6 protein-coding genes are annotated in these 19,818 nt (G+C 72.5%); 4 read left to right on the forward strand and 2 right to left on the reverse strand.

All coding sequences use genetic code 11. The annotated features are described in order from the left end of the window. Positions 1-7: 7 nt before the first annotated feature. Positions 8-874 (reverse strand): methyltransferase domain-containing protein, encoded by an 867-nt coding sequence (locus ABZV77_RS23095; RefSeq protein WP_356259833.1) that lies wholly within the window; start codon positions 872-874, stop codon positions 8-10. Positions 875-1,066: 192 nt separating this feature from the next. Between ABZV77_RS23095 and ABZV77_RS23100 the strand changes: the two genes are divergently transcribed. Together ABZV77_RS23100 and ABZV77_RS23105 are read left to right on the forward strand one after the other, a co-directional pair. Then, positions 1,067-2,602, forward strand: coding sequence for a DHA2 family efflux MFS transporter permease subunit (locus ABZV77_RS23100; RefSeq protein ID WP_356259836.1), 1,536 nt, complete (start codon positions 1,067-1,069; stop codon positions 2,600-2,602). A 73-nt stretch (positions 2,603-2,675) separates the two neighbouring features. Then, positions 2,676-3,191: a TetR family transcriptional regulator gene (locus ABZV77_RS23105; protein WP_356260227.1), complete on the forward strand. Its 516-nt coding sequence runs from the start codon at positions 2,676-2,678 to the stop codon at positions 3,189-3,191. Between the two features lie 208 nt (positions 3,192-3,399). Here the strand turns inward: ABZV77_RS23105 and ABZV77_RS23110 are convergent, their stop codons facing one another. After that, entirely contained in the window at positions 3,400-4,182 is a 783-nt protein-coding gene (locus tag ABZV77_RS23110; protein WP_356259839.1) for an alpha/beta fold hydrolase, read from the reverse strand. A gap of 240 nt (positions 4,183-4,422) precedes the next feature. Here ABZV77_RS23110 and ABZV77_RS23115 point away from each other — a divergent pair, with 240 nt between their 5' ends. Then, positions 4,423-13,215 (forward strand): beta-ketoacyl synthase N-terminal-like domain-containing protein, encoded by an 8,793-nt coding sequence (locus ABZV77_RS23115; protein WP_356260230.1) that lies wholly within the window; start codon positions 4,423-4,425, stop codon positions 13,213-13,215. A 6-nt stretch (positions 13,216-13,221) separates the two neighbouring features. Continuing rightward, positions 13,222-19,818: an SDR family NAD(P)-dependent oxidoreductase gene (locus ABZV77_RS23120; protein WP_356259841.1), complete on the forward strand. Its 6,597-nt coding sequence runs from the start codon at positions 13,222-13,224 to the stop codon at positions 19,816-19,818.

Genomic DNA, 19,818 nt, shown 5'->3' on the forward strand with positions numbered 1-19,818 from the left:
CGTGGTGTCAGGGGCGCTGCGCGGTGGCGAAGATGTACCCGAGTTCGGGCATCTTGCCGAGGGCGGCCTGGTTGTGCAGGAAGAGCTCGTACCCCTCGACGCCGATGATGTCGACGTACTCGTCACGGTGGGCGCGGATCCACTCGACGTAGCCGTCGTACGTCTTGGCGGTCTCGCTGGTGATGTCGGTCAGTTCGAGGACCGTCCAGCCGGCCGCGCGGAAGATGCCGGGGTAGTCCCCGATGTCGGTGAGCGCGGCGTAGATGGTGGTGTCGCTGACCGTGGCGGTGCGCGGGCGGCTCGGGTCGGGGTTGAGGTAGACCATGTCGGCGATCGGCATCCGCGCGCCGGGCTTCACCGCGCGCAGGGCCTCGGTGAGGACCTGCTGCTTGTCGGGCATGTGGAGCATGGACTCCAGGGCCCAGCAGTGGTCGAACGACGCGTCGTCGAACGGCAGGTTCATGGCGTCGACCTGCTCGAACCGGACCCGGTCGGCGAGGCCCGCCTCCCGCGCCCTGCGGTTGCCGCGCTCGACCTGGCGGGCGCTCACGGAGATGCCGACCACCTCGACGTCACGGGCGCGGGCCAGCTGCATGGCGGGGGTGCCGTTGCCGCAGCCGATGTCGAGGACGCGGTCGCCGGGGGCGGGGTCGAGGCGCCGGATCATCTCGTCCGTCATCTGGACCATGGCCTGGTCGAACGTGACCTCCTGCCTGCCGCTGTCGAACCAGTAGCCGTAGTGCAGATTGCCGTCTCCGAGCTGAGTCATCAGATCGAAGACCTTGTGGTCGTAGTAGTGGCCGATGTCGCTGGGCTCGGGGGCGACGGTCTTGTTCACCGTCGGGGGCTTCTTGGTCGTCGCGTTCTCCGTCACGACCTCAGCGTCACGGCGCGGCACAGGGGGTCACAACCCCACCCCTGCCCCTCAAGAGCCCCTAAGGGCACCCCTCGGCCACCCCTAGTAGGGGGTCTTGACGCCTTCCATACGGAACCGGTGGTACCGCGACATAAAAAATGAGAGTACGCTCCGACTAGATATTGAGCTCTCTTTAGGAGGTCGACTCTCGTGTCAGCAGATCTGGGTGCACGGCGGTGGTGGGCCGTCGGGGCTCTCGTACTCGCCTCGATGGTCGTGGGCTTCGATGTGACGATCCTGAGCCTGGCGCTGCCGGCCATGGCCGACGATCTCGGTGCGAACAACGTCGAGCTGCAGTGGTTCGTGACCTCGTACACGCTCGTGTTCGCGGCCGGAATGATCCCCGCGGGCATGCTCGGTGACCGGTTCGGGCGCAAGAAGGTGCTGCTCGTCGCTCTGGTGATCTTCGGCATCAGCTCGCTGGCCTGTGCCTACGCCACGACCTCCGGCGCGTTCATCGGCGCGCGTGCGGTGCTCGGTCTGGGTGCCGCACTGATCATGCCGACGACACTGTCGCTGCTGCCGGTGATGTTCTCCGACGAGGAGCGGCCCAAGGCCATCGGGGCGGTGGCCGGTGCGGCGATGCTCGCGTATCCGCTCGGCCCGATCCTCGGCGGCTACCTGCTCAACCACTTCTGGTGGGGCTCCGTCTTCCTGATCAACGTGCCGGTGGTGATCCTCGCCTTCCTCGCGGTGTCCGCCTGGCTGCCCGAGTCCAAGGCCAAGGAGGCCAAGCCGTTCGACGTGGGCGGGCTCGTCTTCTCCAGCGTGGGTCTCGCCGCGATGACGTACGGCGTGATCCAGGGCGGCGAGAAGGGCTGGACCGACGTCACCACGCTCGTGCCGACGCTCGGCGGAATCCTCGCCATCGTGATCTTCGTGTTCTGGGAGAAGAGGGTGGCCGACCCGCTGGTCGACCTCTCGCTGTTCCGCTCGGCCCGGTTCACCTCCGGCACCATGCTCGGCACGGTCATCAACTTCACGATGTTCGGCGTGCTCTTCACGATGCCGCAGTACTACCAAGCGGTCCTCGGCACCGACGCGATGGGCAGCGGCTTCCGGCTCCTGCCGATGGTCGGCGGTCTCCTCGTCGGCGTCACCGTCGCCAACAAGGTCGCCAAGGCCCTCGGCCCGAAGACCGCGGTCGGCATCGGCTTCGCACTCCTGGCCGCCGCCCTCTTCTACGGCGCCACCACCGACATCAACAGCGGCACCGGCCTGGCAGCCGCATGGACGGCGGCGTACGGCCTCGGCCTCGGCATCGCCCTGCCCACCGCCATGGACGCGGCACTCGGAGCGCTCTCCGAGGACACCGCGGGCGTCGGCTCCGGCGTCAACCAGTCCATCCGTACCCTCGGCGGCAGCTTCGGCGCGGCCATCCTCGGCTCCGTCCTCAACTCCGGCTACCGCGGCAAGCTCGACCTCGACGGAGTGCCCGAGCAGGCACAGGGCGCCGTCAAGGACTCCGTCTTCGGCGGTCTTGCCGTGGCCCGGGCGATCAAGTCCAACGGGCTGACCGAATCGGTGCGCTCCGCGTACGTCCACGCCCTGGACGTGGTCCTTGTCGTCTCCGGAGGCCTGGGACTGCTCGGCGTGGTGCTGGCGGTGGTGTGGCTGCCCCGCCATGTTGGTCAGAGCACCGCCAAGACCGCAGAATCTGAGCATGAAGCCGCAGACGCAGTCTGATCAGGGCAAAACAGTGCCTGGTCTGAGAGAACGCAAGAAAGCCAGAACAAAGGCCGCGATTCAGCGGGAGGCGGTGCGCTTGTTCAGGGAACAGGGCTACTCCGCCACGACCATCGAGCAGATCGCCGAAGCTGCCGAGGTCGCTCCCAGCACCGTCTTCCGCTACTTCGCGACCAAGCAGGACCTGGTCTTCTCGCACGACTACGACCTGCCCTTCGCCATGATGTTCCAGGCCCAGTCGCCCGACCTGACGCCGATTCAGGCCGAGCGGCAGGCCATCAGGTCGATGCTGAAGGACATCACCGAGCAGGAACTGGCCCTGCAGCGCGAGCGCTTCGTGCTCATCCTCTCCGAGCCGGAGCTCTGGGGGGCCAGCCTGGGCAACATCAGCCAGACCATGCAGCTCCTCGGCGAACAGGTGGCCAAGCGATCCGGACGCGACCCGGGTGACCCCGCGGTCCGCGCCTACACCGGGGCCCTGTTCGGCGTGATGCTGCAGGTCTCCCTGGATTGGGCGAACGACCCGGAGATGGACTTCGCGGCCACTCTGGACGAGGCGCTCTACTGCCTGGAAGACCTGCGGCCCTGACCGAGGGGGGCGGGCCTCGCGTCCGCCTTCCGACCAGACACCGTACGCGGCAGTCCCCCGCTGTCGCGTACGGGCAGAACGACCGCGCGCGGCCTCCGTCCCCCGGCTGCCGCGTCCGGTCCAACCTGGCGTGCTCCGGCTTCCCTCGACGGAGCACGCCAGGGGCTTGTCCGGGCCCGTCCCGAAGCATTGGCCGTACGCGTACGCGTCAGCCGCCGCTGTCCGCCGTCAGCGCCGCGGTCACCACGGCAGCCACCTGCTCCTGACAGTCGTCGATGTAGAAGTGGCCGCCGGGCAGCACCCGGAGATCGAACGCCGCACCGGTGCGCTCCCGCCACGTGGCGGCCTGCTCGGGCGAGGTCCGCTCGTCGGAATCCCCGATCAGCGCCGTGATCGGGCAGTCGAGACGCTCCGGCCCCGGTGCCTCGTACGAAGCCACGGCCCGGTAGTCGGCCCGCAGCGAGGGCAGGATCAGCTCCTGTAGCTCCGGGCTGCTGAAGAACCGCTCGTCGGTGCCGCCCATCGCCCGCAGATGCGCCATGATGTCCGCGTCCCCAAGGGCCCCCGACCGCCCGGCAGGACGATAGGGCCTGGCCAGCCCGCCGGAGGCGAACAGGTGCACCGGCAGCCCGGGACCTCCAGGACCCCGCAGCCGCCGCGCCACCTCGAACGCCACGATGGCGCCCAGACTGTGTCCGAACAGCGCGAACGGCACGCCGTCGGACGGCAGTTGGGCCACGACACCGTCGGCGAGCCCGGCCACCGACTCCAGACACGGCTCCGTGTGCCGGTCCTGCCGCCCCGGATACTGCACGGCCAGCACCTCGATGCCGGGCGAGAGCAGCCCGGAGAGGCCGAACCAGTAGCTCGCCGAGCCGCCCGCGAACGGGAAACAGACCAGCCGCACCGGTGCCGACGAGGAATCGTGGTACCGCCGCAACCACACCCCGGCCCCCCTGTTCCGCGGCGCCTGCGCCGTGCCCCTGTCCATGGCTCTCCTTCTCGGTCCGCCGCCGCGCGGGCACTCCGCCGGTGCCCGCGGCGCCCCCGATGCTGGCCGCAGCCCATAGCGCCCGTCTAAAGCGGCGGACGGCTAGCCGGGGTTTGGTTCGCCTTTAGAGAGCCCGCTCACGATGAGCCCGGTACGCGAAGCGATCTCCGATTTCGGACCGGGAGCGCCGTTGATGTTTTCTGGCAGCCAGTTGTTCCGCGTTCGAACGCAGCTGACGTGATGGCCACGCCCTCGTCCGGCGCGAGCGCGGGACCCGAGCCGATCGCGGGGGCCGGGCCCCTTGCGGGCCCCGAGCCCGTTGCGGTCGTCGGGATGGCCTGCCGTCTGCCCGGAGCAGCCGACCCGGCGGCGTTCTGGCAGCTGTTGAGCGAGGGCAGGAGCGCCGTGCGCGACGCCCCGCCCGAACAACGGCAAGCCGATTCGGGCCTGCGCGGACCCGGCGGTTTCCTGGACCGGATCGACGGCTTCGACGCGCCCTTCTTCCACATCAGCCCGCGCGAGGCCGTGGCGATGGACCCGCAGCAGCGGCTCCTCCTCGAACTGAGCTGGGAAGCGCTGGAGGACGCGGGCATCAGGCCGCCCACCCTGGCCCGCAGCCGCACCGGAGTCTTCGTCGGCGCGCTCTGGGACGACTACGCCGACGTCCTGAACCGCACCGGGCAGGACGCCGTCACCCGCCACACCATGACCGGCGTCCACCGCAGCATTCTGGCCAACCGCATCTCGTACGCGTACCACCTGGCAGGACCGAGCCTGACCGTCGACACCGCCCAGTCCTCGTCGCTCGTCGCCGTGCACCTGGCCTGCGAGAGCATCAAGCGCGGCGAGTGCGAGGTCGCGTTCGCGGGCGGCGTCAACCTCATCTGCTCGCCCCGGTCCACCGAGCTGGCCGAGGCCCGCTTCGGCGGCCTCTCGGCCACGGGCCGCTGTCACACCTTCGACGCCAGGGCCGACGGTTTCGTCCGCGGCGAGGGCGGCGGACTCGTGGTGCTCAAGCCGCTCGCGGCGGCGCGGCGCGACGGCGACACGGTGTACTGCGTGATCAGCGGAAGCGCCGTCAACAGCGACGGAGCGACCGACGGACTCACCCTGCCCAGCGGCCAGGCGCAACGCGACGTGGTGCGCCTGGCCTGCAGCCAGGCCCGGGTGACGCCCGACCAGGTCCAGTACGTCGAACTGCACGGCACCGGCACCCCCGTCGGGGACCCGATCGAGGCCGCCGCGCTCGGCGCCGCGCTCGGACAGGACGAGGCGCGCACCACGCCGCTCGCCGTCGGCTCCGCCAAGACGAACGTCGGCCACCTCGAAGCCGCCGCGGGCATCGTCGGACTCCTCAAGACGGCGCTGAGCATCCACCACCGGCAACTCCCACCGAGCCTCAACTTCACCACCCCCAATCCGGCCATCCCGCTGACCGACCTCGGCCTGGCCGTCCAGCAGGAGACGGCCGACTGGCCGCGCCCCGAACAGCCGCTGATCGCCGGGGTGTCCTCGTTCGGGATGGGTGGTACGAACGGTCACCTTGTCGTGGCCGCGGAGCCTGTTTCCGCGGAGCCCATCAGGGGCTGCTCGGTCGGGGAGGCCGCCGCACGTCCCGGGGTCAGGCCGTCGTCGACGCCGTGGCCGGTCAGCGCCCACAGCGCCCCCGCGCTGACCGCCCAGGCCGAACGGCTGCGCACACACTTCGCCGCCCGCCCCACCCCCACCCCCGACGCCGCCCAGGTCGGCCACGCCCTGGCCACCACCCGCGCCCCCCTCGCCCACCGGGCGGTCCTGCTCGGCGGCGACACCGGCGAACTCCTGGGTTCCCTGGACGCGCTGGCCGCGGGCGAGGAGACCGCAGGCGTGGTGCGCGGCGAGGCGGACGCCGACGGCAGGCTGGCCTTCCTCTTCAGCGGCCAGGGCGCACAACGCCCCGGTATGGGGCGTGAGTTGTACGCCGCGTACCCCGCCTTCGCCGACGCGCTCGACGAGGCGTTCGCGGCCCTGGACGTCCATCTGGACCGCCCGCTGCGCGAGATCGTCCTCGGCGAGGACGCCGAGTGCCAGGCGCTCCTCGACGAGACCGCGTACACCCAGCCCGCCCTCTTCGCGATCGAGACGGGCCTGTACCGGCTCGCTGCCACCTTCGGCCTGACCCCCGACTACGTCCTCGGCCACTCGGTCGGCGAGATCACCGCGGCGCACGTGGCCGGTGTCCTCTCCCTGGCGGACGCCAGCGCCCTGGTGACCGCCCGCGGACGGCTCATGCAGGCGGTATGGGCGCCCGGCGCGATGGCCGCCTGGCAGGCGACCGCGGACGAGGCGGCGGAGCTGCTTGCGGGGCACGAGGCGCGCGTGGCGGTGGCCGCCGTCAACGGCCCCGACTCCGTCGTGGTCTCCGGCGACCGCGACACCGTCGAGGAACTGACCGCCGCCTGGCAGGCGCGCGGCCGCAAGGTCCGTCGCCTGAAGGTCAGCCACGCCTTCCACTCACCGCACATGGACTCCGTGCTCGACGAGCTGCGCTCGGTCGCCGCGGGATTGACCTTCCACGCGCCGGTCATCCCTCTCGTCTCCAACGTCACCGGCGGGCCCGTGGCCGAGGACGGGGCCGAGCAGGCCGCTCCCGAGTACTGGGCGCGGCATGCGCGCGAACCCGTGCGGTTCCTGGACGGGGTGCGGGGGCTGTGCGAGCGCGGGGTGACCACTTTCGTCGAACTCGGTCCGGACGCGCCGCTGTCGGCGATGGCCCGTGAGTGCTTCCCCGTCGCTGCGGATCCGGGCGGCGCCCCGAGCCGTCCGCGTCCCGTGGCGGTGGCCGCGTGCCGCCGCGGGCGCGCTGAGGCGGTCACGTTCATGACGGCTCTGGCACAGGTGTATGTGCGGGGCGCTGACGTGGACTTCACGGGCGCGTACGAGGTGCGTGGTGGCGCGAGCCGATGGGGTCTGCCGACCTATGCCTTTCAGCGTGAGCGGTACTGGCCGGATGTGGCGGCGGTGCCTGCGTCCGGCGCTGCAGCGGCCGCAGCTCCTGTTCCTGCTCCTGTTCCTGCTCCTGTCTCGGCCGCGGCGGAGCCTGATGCGCGGAGCGAACTCGGCGGGCGGCTTGCCGCGCTTTCCGCCGCCGATCAGGAGCGCACCCTCCTTGGCCTGGTCGCCAAGCAGGTGGCCCTCGTGCTCGGCGCCACCTCGGCGACGGTCGAAAGCGCCCGCACCTTCAAGCAGCTGGGCTTCGACTCCATGGCCGCCGCCGAGCTGAGCGAACGGCTCGGCACGGTGACGGGACTGGCGCTCCCTGCCACCCTCACCTTCGACCACCCGACTCCTGTGGCCGTCGTGACGCACCTGCGTGCGCAGCTCACGGGGGCGGCGCCGTCGGACGAGGGCCGGAACGTGGCACCGGTCGGGGATTCGGCCGAGGACCCCATCGCCATCGTCGCCATGAGCTGCCGCTACCCGGGCGGTGCCGGTACGCCGGAGGACCTGTGGCGGCTGGTCGAGGGCGGCGCCGACGCGATGGGCGCATTTCCCACCGACCGCGGCTGGGACCTGGCACGGCTCTTCCACCCCGACGCGGACCGGTCGGGCACGAGCTGCACCCGGCAGGGCGGATTCCTGTACGAGGCCGCCGACTTCGACGCCGAGTTCTTCGACATCAGCCCGCGGGAGGCGCTGGCCGTCGACCCGCAGCAGCGGCTGCTCCTCGAATGCGCCTGGGAGGCCTTCGAGCGGGCGGGACTGGACCCGCGGGCCCTCAAGGGCAGTCCCACCGGCGTGTTCGTCGGCATGACGGGTCAGGACTACGGCCCCCGGCTGCACGAACCGTCCCAGTCCACCGACGGCTACCTGCTGACCGGCAGCACTCCCAGCGTGGCCTCGGGCCGTCTCTCGTTCAGCTTCGGCCTCGAAGGGCCCGCGCTGACGGTGGACACGGCCTGCTCCTCGTCGCTGGTCACGCTCCATCTGGCGGCGCAGGCGCTGCGGCGCGGCGAGTGCGACCTGGCGCTGGCCGGGGGCGCGACCGTCCTGGCCACGCCGGGCATGTTCACCGAGTTCTCGCGCCAGCGCGGCCTGGCCCCCGACGGGCGTTGCAAGCCGTTCGCGGAGGGCGCCGACGGCACGGGCTGGGCCGAGGGAGTGGGCCTCGTCCTTCTCGAACGCCTCTCCGCGGCGCGGCGCAAGGGCCATGAAGTCCTCGCGGTGATCCGGGGCTCCGCGGTCAACCAGGACGGCGCGAGCAACGGCCTGACCGCGCCCAACGGCCCCTCGCAGCAGCGCGTCATCCGCGCCGCACTCGCGGACGCCCGGCTCGCGGCCGACGAGGTCGACGCCGTGGAGGCACACGGCACCGGGACCACGCTGGGTGATCCGATCGAGGCGCAGGCGCTGCTGGCGACGTACGGGCAGGGGCGGGCTGCGGAGCGTCCGTTGTGGCTGGGTTCGGTGAAGTCGAACATCGGTCATACGCAGGCGGCCGCGGGTGTTGCGGGTGTCATCAAGATGGTGCTGGCGCTGCGGCACGAGCGGCTCCCCGCCACCCTCCACGTCGACGAGCCGAGCGGGCACGTGGACTGGTCGACGGGTGCGGTACGCCTGCTCACCGAGCCGGTCGGCTGGCCGCGCGGCGACCGTCCGCGCCGCGCCGCGGTGTCGTCCTTCGGTATCTCGGGGACCAATGCGCATCTGGTGCTCGAAGAGGGACCCGGAGAGCCGTCCGGGGGCACGGAGCGCGATACGCCCGAGGTGGGCTCGGGTACGGGTGCGTCGGGCGTGGTGGTGCCGTGGGTGGTCTCCGGGCGTACTGGCGCCGCGCTACGTGAACAGGCGCGCCGATTGGGGGAGTTCGTGGCGGGTGGCGCCGCCGCGTCCGCGTCCGCCACGGCCGTGGGCCGGTCGCTGGTCACGACGCGGTCGGTGTTCGAGCACCGGGCCGTCGTGGTGGGCCGGGACCGGAAGGCCCTGACCGTGGGTCTGGAGGCACTGGCCGCGGGGGAGGCCTCGCCGGACGTGGTGTCGGGGGTCGCCGGTGACACGGGACCCGGACCGGTACTGGTCTTTCCGGGGCAGGGGTCGCAGTGGGTCGGCATGGGCTCGCAACTCCTTGAGGAATCGGTGGTGTTCGGGGCGCGCATCGCCGAGTGCGAGCAGGCGCTCTCCGCGTACGTCGACTGGTCGCTGGGTGACGTGCTGCGCGGGGACGGCAGCGAACTGTCCCGGGTCGAGGTCGTCCAGCCCGTTTTGTGGGCGGTCATGGTCTCGCTGGCTGCCGTCTGGGCCGACCAGGGCGTCACCCCGGCCGCCGTCGTCGGCCACTCCCAGGGCGAGATCGCCGCGGCGGTCGTGGCCGGGGCGCTCACCCTGGAGGACGGCGCCAAGATCGTGGCGCTGCGCAGCCGGGCGCTGCGACAGCTCTCGGGCGCGGGTGCCATGGCCTCCCTCGGCGTGGGCCAGGAGCAGGCCGCCGAACTCATCGACGGCCACCCCGGTGTGGGTGTCGCCGCCGTCAACGGGCCTTCGTCGACCGTGATTTCGGGGCCGCCCGAGCAGGTCGCCGCCGTCGTCGCGGACGCCGAGGCGCGCGAGCTGCGGGGGCGCGTCATCGACGTGGACTACGCCTCGCACAGCCCGCAGGTCGACAGCATCACCGACGAGCTGACCCGGATCCTGGCGGGCATCCGCCCCGTCCAGGCCCCCGTGGCGTTCTACTCGGCCGTCACCGGAACCCGCGTCGACACCACGGCTCTGGACACCGACTACTGGGTCACGAACCTGCGCCGCCCGGTCCGGTTCGCCGACGCCGTCACCGCGCTCCTCGCCGACGGACACCGGATCTTCATCGAAGCCAGCAGCCACCCGGTCCTCACCCTCGGGCTGCAGGAAACCTTCGAGGAGGCCGGGGCCGAGGCCGTCACAATCCCCACGCTGCGGCGCGAGGACGGTGGCCTCTCCCGCTTCGCCCGCTCGCTGGCCCAGGCCTTCGGTGCCGGGTGCGCGGTCAGGTGGGAGAACTGGTTCCCCGCGGGTGGCGCGTCCGGGCCGGAGTCGTCCTCGTACGCCTTGCAACTGCCCACGTACGCCTTCCAGCGGCGCCGCTACTGGCTGGGGGCCGCCGCAGGGAGCCAGGACGCGGCGGGCCTCGGCCTCGCCGCGGCCGGACATCCGCTGCTCGGCGCGGCCACCGAACTCGCCGACGGCGACGTCCACCTGCTCACCGGCCGCATCAGCAGGCACAGCCATCCCTGGCTCGCCCAGCACACCCTCTTCGGCACCGCTGTCGTGCCCGCCTCCGTGCTCACGGAATGGGCGCTGCGCGCCGCCGACGAGGCCGGATGCGCGGGCGTCGAGGACCTCACGCTCCAGGCGCCCCTGGTGCTGCCCGACGCGGCGGGCGTGCAGGTGCAGATCGTGGTGGGTCCGGCCGACTCGCGGGGCGAGCAGGACGGGGAGAGCGGACAGGGCGGGCAGGGCGGGCGTCGCGATGTCCACGTCTATGCCCGACCCGATGATGAGGATGCCCCCGACGGGGGCGGTGCGGCATGGACGTGCCATGCGGCGGGACAGCTCGTCGCCGAGCCCACGGGCCTCGTCGACGCGGATGCTTCGGACGGCGTGTGGCCGCCTGCCGGTGCCGAGCCCGTCGACCTGGGCGACTTCTACGAGCGGGCCGCCGCGACCGGCGTCGGTTACGGGCCTGCCTTCACGGGGCTGCGTGCCCTGTGGCGGCGGGGCGCGGAGCTGTTCGCCGAGGCGGTACTTCCCCAGGGGGCTCCGGAGGGTGCTGGGTTCGGCATCCACCCGGCTCTCCTCGACGCCGCGCTGCACCCCGCGCTTCTCGGCGATCCGCCGACCGGGGACGACCAGGTGTGGCTGCCGTTCAGTCTGACCGGGGTGTCCCTGTGGGCGACCGGCGCGACGTCCGTACGTGTCCGCCTCTCGCCCCTGGACGACGACGGGCCGCTGCCCGAACGGGCCGGACGGACCTGGCAGGTCGCCGTGAGCGATCCGACGGGGGCGGAGGTGCTGACCTGCGAGGGCCTGGTCGTGGTCGCGGCAGGGGCGCGGGAGCTGCGGGAGGCCGGGCGGCGTGCGGCGTCCGACCTGTATGCGTTGCGGTGGGTGCCGGTATCAGTGTCGGGATCCGCTCCTGTTCCTGTCTGTGTGTGGTCGACGGAGGAGAAGGCTGTCCCCGATGAGGGGGCTCCGATTCCGTCTGTCGTCCTCGTCGACCTCGCCGACGTCGACATGGGCACCTCGGGCACCGCCCCGGGAGCGGACGAAGCAGCCGTGGCGCTGGCCGCCGCGCAGCGCACCGCCGCGCTCATCGACCGGTGGCTCGCCGACGCACGGCTCACCGACACCCGTCTGGTGCTGCTCACGCACGGCGCCGTCGCCACGGGTGACGACCCCCTGCCCGCACCTGCGGCCGCCGCGGTGCGCGGGCTGGTCCACCAGGCGCAGGTCGCGCACCCGGGCCGCTTCTTCCTCATCGACACGAATGCCGACGTCGTGGCTGGGGACGCTGCCTCGGAACAGGCCGTGGCCACGGCGCTGGCCGCGGACGAGCCCCAACTGGCCCTGCGCGACGGCCGCCTCCTGGCGCCCCGACTCACCGCGTCGTCAAAGGCGGCGTCCACCACGGACGAAGCGCCGCCGCTCGACCCGGACGGCACCGTGCTGCTCGTCGGTTCGGCAGGCGCGCCGGTCGTTGCCTTCGCCGAGCACTTGGTACGCACCGAGCAGTGCAGGCATCTCCTGATTCTCTCCGAGGGGTACGTCTCCGGGGCTGGTGAAGGTGAACTGGACCTGGAAGTAGTTGAGTTGCGAGAGCTGGGTGCCATCGTGCGCCTGGGTGCCATCGACCCCGCGCATCCGACGACGACCCTGACCGATGCCGTCGCGGCGGTCGACGGGGACCATCCCGTCACGGCGGTCGTCCACGCCGCCGGAACCTCCGCGCCCGGGTCGTTCGCCGACGGCTGGGCGGCGAGGGCCGGTGTCACCGCCGCCCTGCACGCCGCGACGGCCCACCTCCCGCTCGCCCTGTTCGCCGTGCTGTCCCCGGCAGGCGCGGACCTGGGCATCCCGCGGCCGACGGCCGACGCCGGAGCCGACGCCTTCCGCGAGGCACTCGCCCTGCGCCGACACACCGCCGACACGACAGGCGTGTCCCTCACCTACGGCCCACCCCCCGAGCCGAGCCCCGACACCCCCGGCATCAAGGGAACCGAGCCCACACGACTGCCCGCCCTCCTCGACGCCGCACGCGCACACGGCGGCACCCCGCTCACCGGCGTGCGCCTTGCCCTCCGCGCCCTGGCCTCCGCAGGCGCCGACGCCCTGCCCGCGCCCCTGCGCGCGCTGGCCGCACCGCAGGCCCCCGCCCGGCGCGCCGCCGCAGACCGCAGGCCCCCCACGGACTGGTCGGCCCGCCTGGCCTCCCTGTCCACCACCGAACAACTCCGTCTGCTCACCGATGCCGTACGCGCCCACGCCGCCGCGGTCCTCGGCCGCACCGACCCGGAGGCGCTGCGCGGCGACGCCACGTTCAAACAGCTTGGCCTGGACTCGCTGACCGCCGTCGAACTGCGCAACCGGCTCGTGGAGGACACCGGCCTGCGCCTGCCCACCGCCCTCGTCTTCCGCCACCCCACCCCCGCGGCCGTCGCCGGACACCTGCGCGAGCGGCTGACCGGCGGCCAGGGCGAGCAGCCCGCCGGAGGCGGGGCGGCCGCCGCGGTGCCGTCCGGACCACCCGCCACGGGCACCGTGCTGAGCGACCTCACCCGCATGGAGAGCAGCCTGGCCGCGCTAGCCGCCCAGCTGTCCCACGGGGAGACGGGCGAGATCACCACCCGGCTCGAAACGCTGCTCGCCCGCTGGAAGACCACGAACGTCACGGCGGGCGACGACGACAGCGCCGCCGACCGGCTCAAGGCCGCGTCCGCCGACCAGATCTTCGACTTCATCGACAACGAGCTGGGTGTCGGGCCCGACACCTCGCGCGCGACCCCCACTCCGAAGGCCGGGTGACCCCACATGGCGAGTGAAGAGCAACTGGTCGAGTATCTGCGCAGGGTGACCACCGAGCTCCACGACACGCGTCGGCGCCTGGTGCAGGAGGAGGACCGCAGGCACGAGCCGGTGGCGCTGGTCGGGATGGCCTGCCGCTTCCCCGGCGGCGTGGCCTCGCCGGAGGACCTCTGGGACCTGGTGGCCGCGGGCAAGGACGCCATCGAGGACTTCCCCACCGACCGGGGCTGGGACCTGGCGGCGCTCTACCACCCGGACCCGGCCAACTACGCCACCAGCTATGTGCGCCACGGCGGTTTCGTGGACGACGCGGGCTCCTTCGACGCCGACTTCTTCGGCATCAGCCCGCGCGAGGCGCTCGCGATGGACCCGCAGCAGCGCCTGATGCTGGAGACGTCCTGGGAGCTGTTCGAGCGCTCCGGGATCGACCCCGTCTCCCTCAAGGGAAGTCGCACCGGCGTCTACGCGGGAGTGTCGAGCGAGGACTACATGTCCCAACTCCCGCGCATCCCGGAGGGGTTCGAGGGGCACGCCACCACAGGTAGCCTCACCAGCGTCATCTCCGGCCGGGTGGCGTACAACTACGGTCTCGAAGGCCCCGCCGTCACCGTCGACACGGCCTGCTCCGCCTCCCTCGTCGCCATCCACCTGGCGAGCCAGGCGCTGCGTCAGCGCGAGTGCGACCTGGCAGTCGCGGGCGGTGTGCTCGTGCTGTCGAGTCCGCTGATGTTCACCGAGTTCTGCCGCCAGCGGGGTCTGGCGCCGGACGGCCGCTGCAAACCGTTCGCCGCCGCGGCCGACGGCACCGGCTTCTCCGAAGGCATCGGCCTGATCCTCCTGGAGCGCCTGTCGGACGCCCGTCGCAACGGCCACAACGTCCTCGCCGTCATCCGCGGCTCAGCAGTGAACCAGGACGGCGCGAGCAACGGACTGACCGCCCCCAACGACGCCGCACAGGAACAGGTAATCCGCGCCGCCCTCGACAGCGCCCGGCTCACCCCCGCCGAGGTGGACGCGGTCGAGGCGCACGGCACCGGCACGAAGCTGGGCGACCCCATAGAGGCCGGAGCGCTGCTCGCCACCTACGGCCGACACCGTGAGCGGCCCCTCCTGCTCGGCTCCCTCAAGTCCAACATCGGCCACACGCACGCCACCGCCGGTGTTGCCGGTGTCATCAAGACCGTCATGGCGATCCGCAACGGCGTGCTGCCCGCCACCCTCCACGTCGAGGAACTCAGCCCGCACGTCGACTGGGACGCGGGCGCGGTCGAGGTCGTCACGGAGCCCACCCTCTGGCCCGAGACCGGCCATCCGCGTCGCGCCGGGGTGTCCGCGTTCGGGATCTCGGGGACCAATGCGCATTTGATTTTGGAGGAGGCGCCTGAGGACGAGGTGCCGGGCGAGGTGGCTGGTCCTGTCTCGTCTGGGGCCGGGGTTGCTCCTGTGGTGGTGCCGTGGGTGGTTTCTGGGCGGACGCCTGATGCGTTGCGGGAGCAGGCGCGGCGGTTGGGTGCGTTCGTGGCGGGTGATACGGAGGCGTTGCCGGGGGAGGTTGGCTGGTCGTTGGCTACTACGCGGTCGGTGTTCGAGCACCGGGCCGTGGTGGTCGGCCGGGACCGGGACGCGTTGACGGACGGTCTTGAGGCGTTGGCTGTTGGTGCGGCGTCTGCGGATGTGGTGTCCGGGGTTGCGGCTGGTGATGTGGGTCCGGGGCCGGTGTTGGTTTTCCCGGGGCAGGGGTCGCAGTGGGTCGGGATGGGGGCTCAACTGCTGGATGAGTCGCCGGTGTTCGCGGCCCGGATTGCTGAGTGCGAGCGGGCGCTGTCCGTTCATGTGGGCTGGTCGCTGCGTGAGGTGTTGCGCGGGGACGGCAGCGAGCTGGCCCGCGTCGAGGTCGTGCAGCCGGTGCTGTGGGCCGTCATGGTCTCGCTCGCCGCGGTCTGGGCGGACCAGGGAATCACCCCGGCCGCCGTGATCGGGCACTCGCAGGGCGAGATGGCCGCCGCGTGTGTCGCGGGGGCGTTGTCCCTGGAGGATGCGGCGCGGATTGTGGCGGTACGCAGTGACGCGCTGCGGCAGCTTCAGGGGCACGGTGACATGGCTTCCCTGGGCACCAGTGCCGAGCAGGCCGCCGAGCTGATCGGGGACGACCGGCCCGGTGTCAGTATCGCCGCGGTCAACGGGCCGTCCTCGACGGTCATTTCGGGTCCGCCGGAGCAGGTGGCTGCCGTGGTCGCCGAGGCAGAGGAGCGTGGCCTCCGCGCCCGGGTCATCGACGTCGGCTACGCCTCCCACAACCCCCAGATCGACCAGCTCCACGACCTGTTGACGGAACGCCTGGCCGACATCCGGCCCGTGCCGACCGACGTGGCCTTCTACTCCACGGTCACGGCCGAGCGGCTTGCGGACACCACTGCCCTGGACACCGGCTACTGGGTCACCAACCTCCGCCAGCCGGTCCGCTTCGCCGACACCATCGCAGCCCTCCTCGCCGACGGCTACCGCCTCTTCATCGAAGCCAGCCCCCACCCCGTCCTCAACCTCGGCATGGAAGAGACCATCGAAGAGGCGGACGCCACCGCCACGGTGATCCCCACCCTCCGCCGCGACCACGGCGACACCACCCAACTCACCCGCGCCGCCGCCCAAGCCTTCACCGCAGGCGCCGACATCGACTGGCAGCGCTGGTTCCCGACCGAGCCCACCCCTCGTACCGTCGACCTCCCCACCTACGCCTTCCAACGCCGCCGCTACTGGCTGGCCGACACCGTGAAGCGTGCCGTCGGGGAACAGGGGCCGAGCGGGTCGGGGCACGCGCAGTTGCCGACCGCGGTCGCGCTCGCCGACGGGGGAGTGGTGCTGAACGGCCGGGTCTCCGCCGAGCGTGGCGGCTGGCTGGGCGGGCACGTCGTCGCCGGGACCGTTCTGGTGCCGGGCGCCGCGCTGGTCGAGTGGGTGTTGCGGGCCGCCGACGAGGTGGGCGCCGCCATGCTGGAGGAACTGACGCTCCAGGCGCCCTTGGTGCTGCCCGGAACCGGCGGCCTCCAGGTCCAGGTCGTCGTGGGTGTTGCCGACGAGCAGGGCAGGAGCGACGTACGCGTGTACTCGCGTTCTGAGCCCGAGCAGGACGGCGCTGCCGCGTGGGTGTGCCATGCGGTCGGCGAGCTCGGGCGGGAATCGGGGGCGCGGCCGCCGCGGCAGGCCGGGCAGTGGCCCCCGGCGGGGGCCGAACCGGTGGATGTGGGCGAGTTCTACGAAGGCGTCGCCGCCGCCGGATACGAGTACGGCCCGGCGTTCCGCGGACTTCGCGCGATGTGGCGGCAGGGCGAGGACCTGCTGGCGGAGGTGGAGCTGCCCGAGCAGGCCGGTCCGCCTGCCGGGTTCGGCATCCACCCCGCGCTGCTGGACGCCGCCCTGCACCCGCTGCTCGCCCAACGAGGGCTGGCCGGGGCCTCGGGGGCCGGGGCCGCGAGTGGGCAGGTGCTGCTGCCCTTCACCTGGAGCGGTGTCGCGCTGTGGGCCACCGACGCCACGGCCGTGCGGGTGAGGATCAACGGGCTGAGTGGGAGCGGTGAGGAGACGGTGTCGCTGGCGGTGACCGATCCCGCCGGTGCGCCCGTGCTGGACGTGGCGGAGCTGCGGCTGCGGTCGACCAGCGCCCGGCAGGTGCGGGCGGCGGTCGGGTCAGGCGCCGACGGACTGTACGAACTGCGGTGGACGCCGCTTTCCGTCCCGGCGGCCGTGGAGGGCCCCGGCGCGACGGATGCCGCAGATTGCGTGACGCTCGGCGGGCTGAGTGCCGAAGGTGTACGGGGACTCGCCGACGCGACCACCCCGCCCTCCGTGGTCCTGGCCCCCGTGGACACTTCACATGCCGTGACGCATGAAGACACACTCGCCCTGACCGGGCGTGTGCTGGGCGTAGTCCAGGAGTTCCTGGCCGTGCCCGGCCTGGCCCAGGCTCAGCTGGTCTTCGTGACCAGGGGCGCGGCTGGTCCCGACGACGCATCCGGCGTGCCGGGCGGCGCCCCGGACCCGGCGGGTGCGGCCCTGTGGGGCCTGGTGCGCAGTGCGCAGTCGGAGCACCCGGGCCGGTTCGTCCTGCTCGACTCCGAAAGTCCGCTCGACCGCACGGCGAGTGCGGAGATCCTGGACGCCGTGCGGTGCGCGGTGGACGCCGACGAGCCCCAACTCGCCCTGCGCGGAGGGCGCGTGCTCGTGCCCAGGTGGGCGCGGGCCGACGCGTCGGCCGAGTTGGCCGGGCCGCCCGGGGCGCGGGCGTGGCGGCTCGTGGGCGGAGAGTCCGGGACGCTGGACGCCGTCGAGGCGGTGGCCTGCGACGAGGTGCTGCGTCCGTTGGAGCCGGGGCAGGTCCGGGTCGCCGTGCACGCGGCCGGGGTGAATTTCCGGGACGTGCTGATCGCTCTGGGCATGTATCCGGACGCCGACGCGCTGCCCGGCACCGAGGCGGCCGGTGTGGTGACCGAGGTCGGGCCGGGCGTCACCCGGCTTTCGGCGGGCGACCGTGTGATGGGCATGCTGAAGGAGGGCGCCTTCGGCCCGTGGGCCGTCGCCGACGCACGCATGCTGGCCCCTGTGCCCGCCGACTGGGACACGCGCCAGGCGGCCGCCGCCCCGGCCGCGTTCCTCACGGCTTGGTACGGGTTGGTGGAGCTGGCCGGGTTGAAGGCGGGCGAGCGGGTGTTGATCCATGCCGCTACGGGTGGTGTGGGGATGGCGGCGGTGCAGATCGCCCGGCATGTGGGTGCGGAGGTGTTCGCCACCGCGAGTCCGGCCAAGCATGCCGTGCTGGAGGAGATGGGCATCGATGCCGCCCACCGTGCCTCCTCCCGGGACGCGGCGTTCGAGGACACCGTCCGCCGGGCTTCCGGCGGTCGTGGCGTGGACGTCGTACTCAACAGCCTCACCGGTGAACTCCTGGACGCCTCCCTGCGGTTGCTCGGTGAGGGCGGGCGGTTCGTCGAGATGGGCAAGAGCGATCCGCGGGAACCCGAACTGGTCGCGCTGGAGCACCCCGGGGTGTCGTACGAGGCGTTCGACCTGGTCGCCGACGCCGGGCCCGAGCGGCTCGGGCGGATGCTCGACCTGCTCGGCGGGCTCTTCGCCGCCGGGACGCTGGTCCCGCTGCCCGTCTCCGCACGGCCTTTGGGGCGGGCGCCCGAGGCGTTCCGGTTCATGAGCCAGGCGAAGCACACCGGCAAGCTCGTGCTCGACGTACCGGCACCGCTCGACCCCGACGGCACCGTCCTCGTCACCGGAGGCACCGGCACCATCGGCGCCGCCGTGGCCGAACACCTGGCACGCACCGGCGAGAGCAGGCATCTGCTCATCGTCAGCCGCAGCGGAGGTGCTGCCGAAGGCGCGGAGGAACTCCGGTCACGTATGGAGGAGTTGGGTGTCGAAGTCACCTTCGCCGCCGTCGATCTGAGTGAGCCGGGAGCCGTCGCCGCGCTGATCGCCGGAATCGATCCTGCGCACCCGCTCACCGGAGTCGTCCACGCCGCCGGTGTGCTCGACAACGCCATGATCGGCACGCAGAGCCCCGAAAGCCTCGCCCGAGTGTGGGCGGCCAAGGCTGCCGCCGCGCACCAACTGGACGTGGCCACGCGGAGGATGAGGCTCGGCCTGTTCGTCATGTTCTCCTCCTTCGCCTCCACCATGGGCACCCCGGGGCAGGCCAATTACGCCTCCGCCAACGCCTACTGCGACGCACTGGCCGCGCGCCGCCGTGCGGAGGGGCTGGCCGGTCTCTCCGTGGCGTGGGGGCTGTGGGAGGCCACCAGCGGCCTCACCGGCACGCTGTCCGCCGCCGACCGGGCCCGCATCGACCGCTACGGCATCAAGCCGACCACCGCGGCCCGCGGCTGCGCCCTGCTGGCGGCCGCACGCACCCACGGGCGCCCCGACCTGCTCGCCCTGGACCTGGACACCCGCGTCCCTGCCGCCTCCGACGCCCCGCTCCCCGCCGTACTGCGCACGCTGGCGGCCGCGGGATCACCCGCCGCCGCCCGCCCCACCGCGGCCGCCGCCGGGGAGGCGACGGACTGGGCAGGCAGGCTCGACGGCCTCAGCGCCGAGGAGCAACTGGACCTCCTCACCTCGCTGGTGCGCACCCAGGCGGCCGGGGTCCTCGGACACGCCGACCCGGACGCGGTGCAGGTGGACACGCCGTTCAAGGAGCTCGGATTCGACTCGCTCACCGCCGTCGAACTGCGCAACAGGCTCGCGGCGGCGACCGGCCTGAAGCTGCCCGCGGCCCTGGTCTTCGACTACCCGCAGGCCCACGTGCTCGCCGCCCACCTGGCCGAACGGCTCGCCCCCGACGGGACACGGGCCACCAACAGTGACATGACCGCCCAGGTCCTTCAGGAGGTGGCCCGGGTCGAGCACGCCCTGTCCGCCGCCGTCGCGCAGGGCCTGGACCAGGCGGCCGTCGCGGCCCGCCTGGAGGCACTCCTCGCCCGCTTCGCGGCGACCACGGCTGCCGCGGCCGCGGCGGACGGCGAGGACGCGGTGGACCAGCTGGAGACGGCCACCGCCGAGCAGGTACTGGACTTCATCGACAACGAACTCGGGGTGTGA

It is taken from the genome of Streptomyces sp. NPDC004732 (assembly GCF_040609235.1).
Lineage (GTDB): Bacteria > Actinomycetota > Actinomycetes > Streptomycetales > Streptomycetaceae > Streptomyces.

What these genes read in the sequence shown, in the direction of transcription:
- ABZV77_RS23110 (WP_356259839.1), bottom strand. Translation starts at nt 4,182, where the DNA reads ATGGACAGGGGCACGGCGCAGGCGCCGCGGAACAGGGGGGCCGGGGTG.
- ABZV77_RS23115 (WP_356260230.1), top strand. Translation starts at nt 4,423, where the DNA reads ATGGCCACGCCCTCGTCCGGCGCGAGCGCGGGACCCGAGCCGATCGCG.
- ABZV77_RS23120 (WP_356259841.1), top strand. Translation starts at nt 13,222, where the DNA reads ATGGCGAGTGAAGAGCAACTGGTCGAGTATCTGCGCAGGGTGACCACC.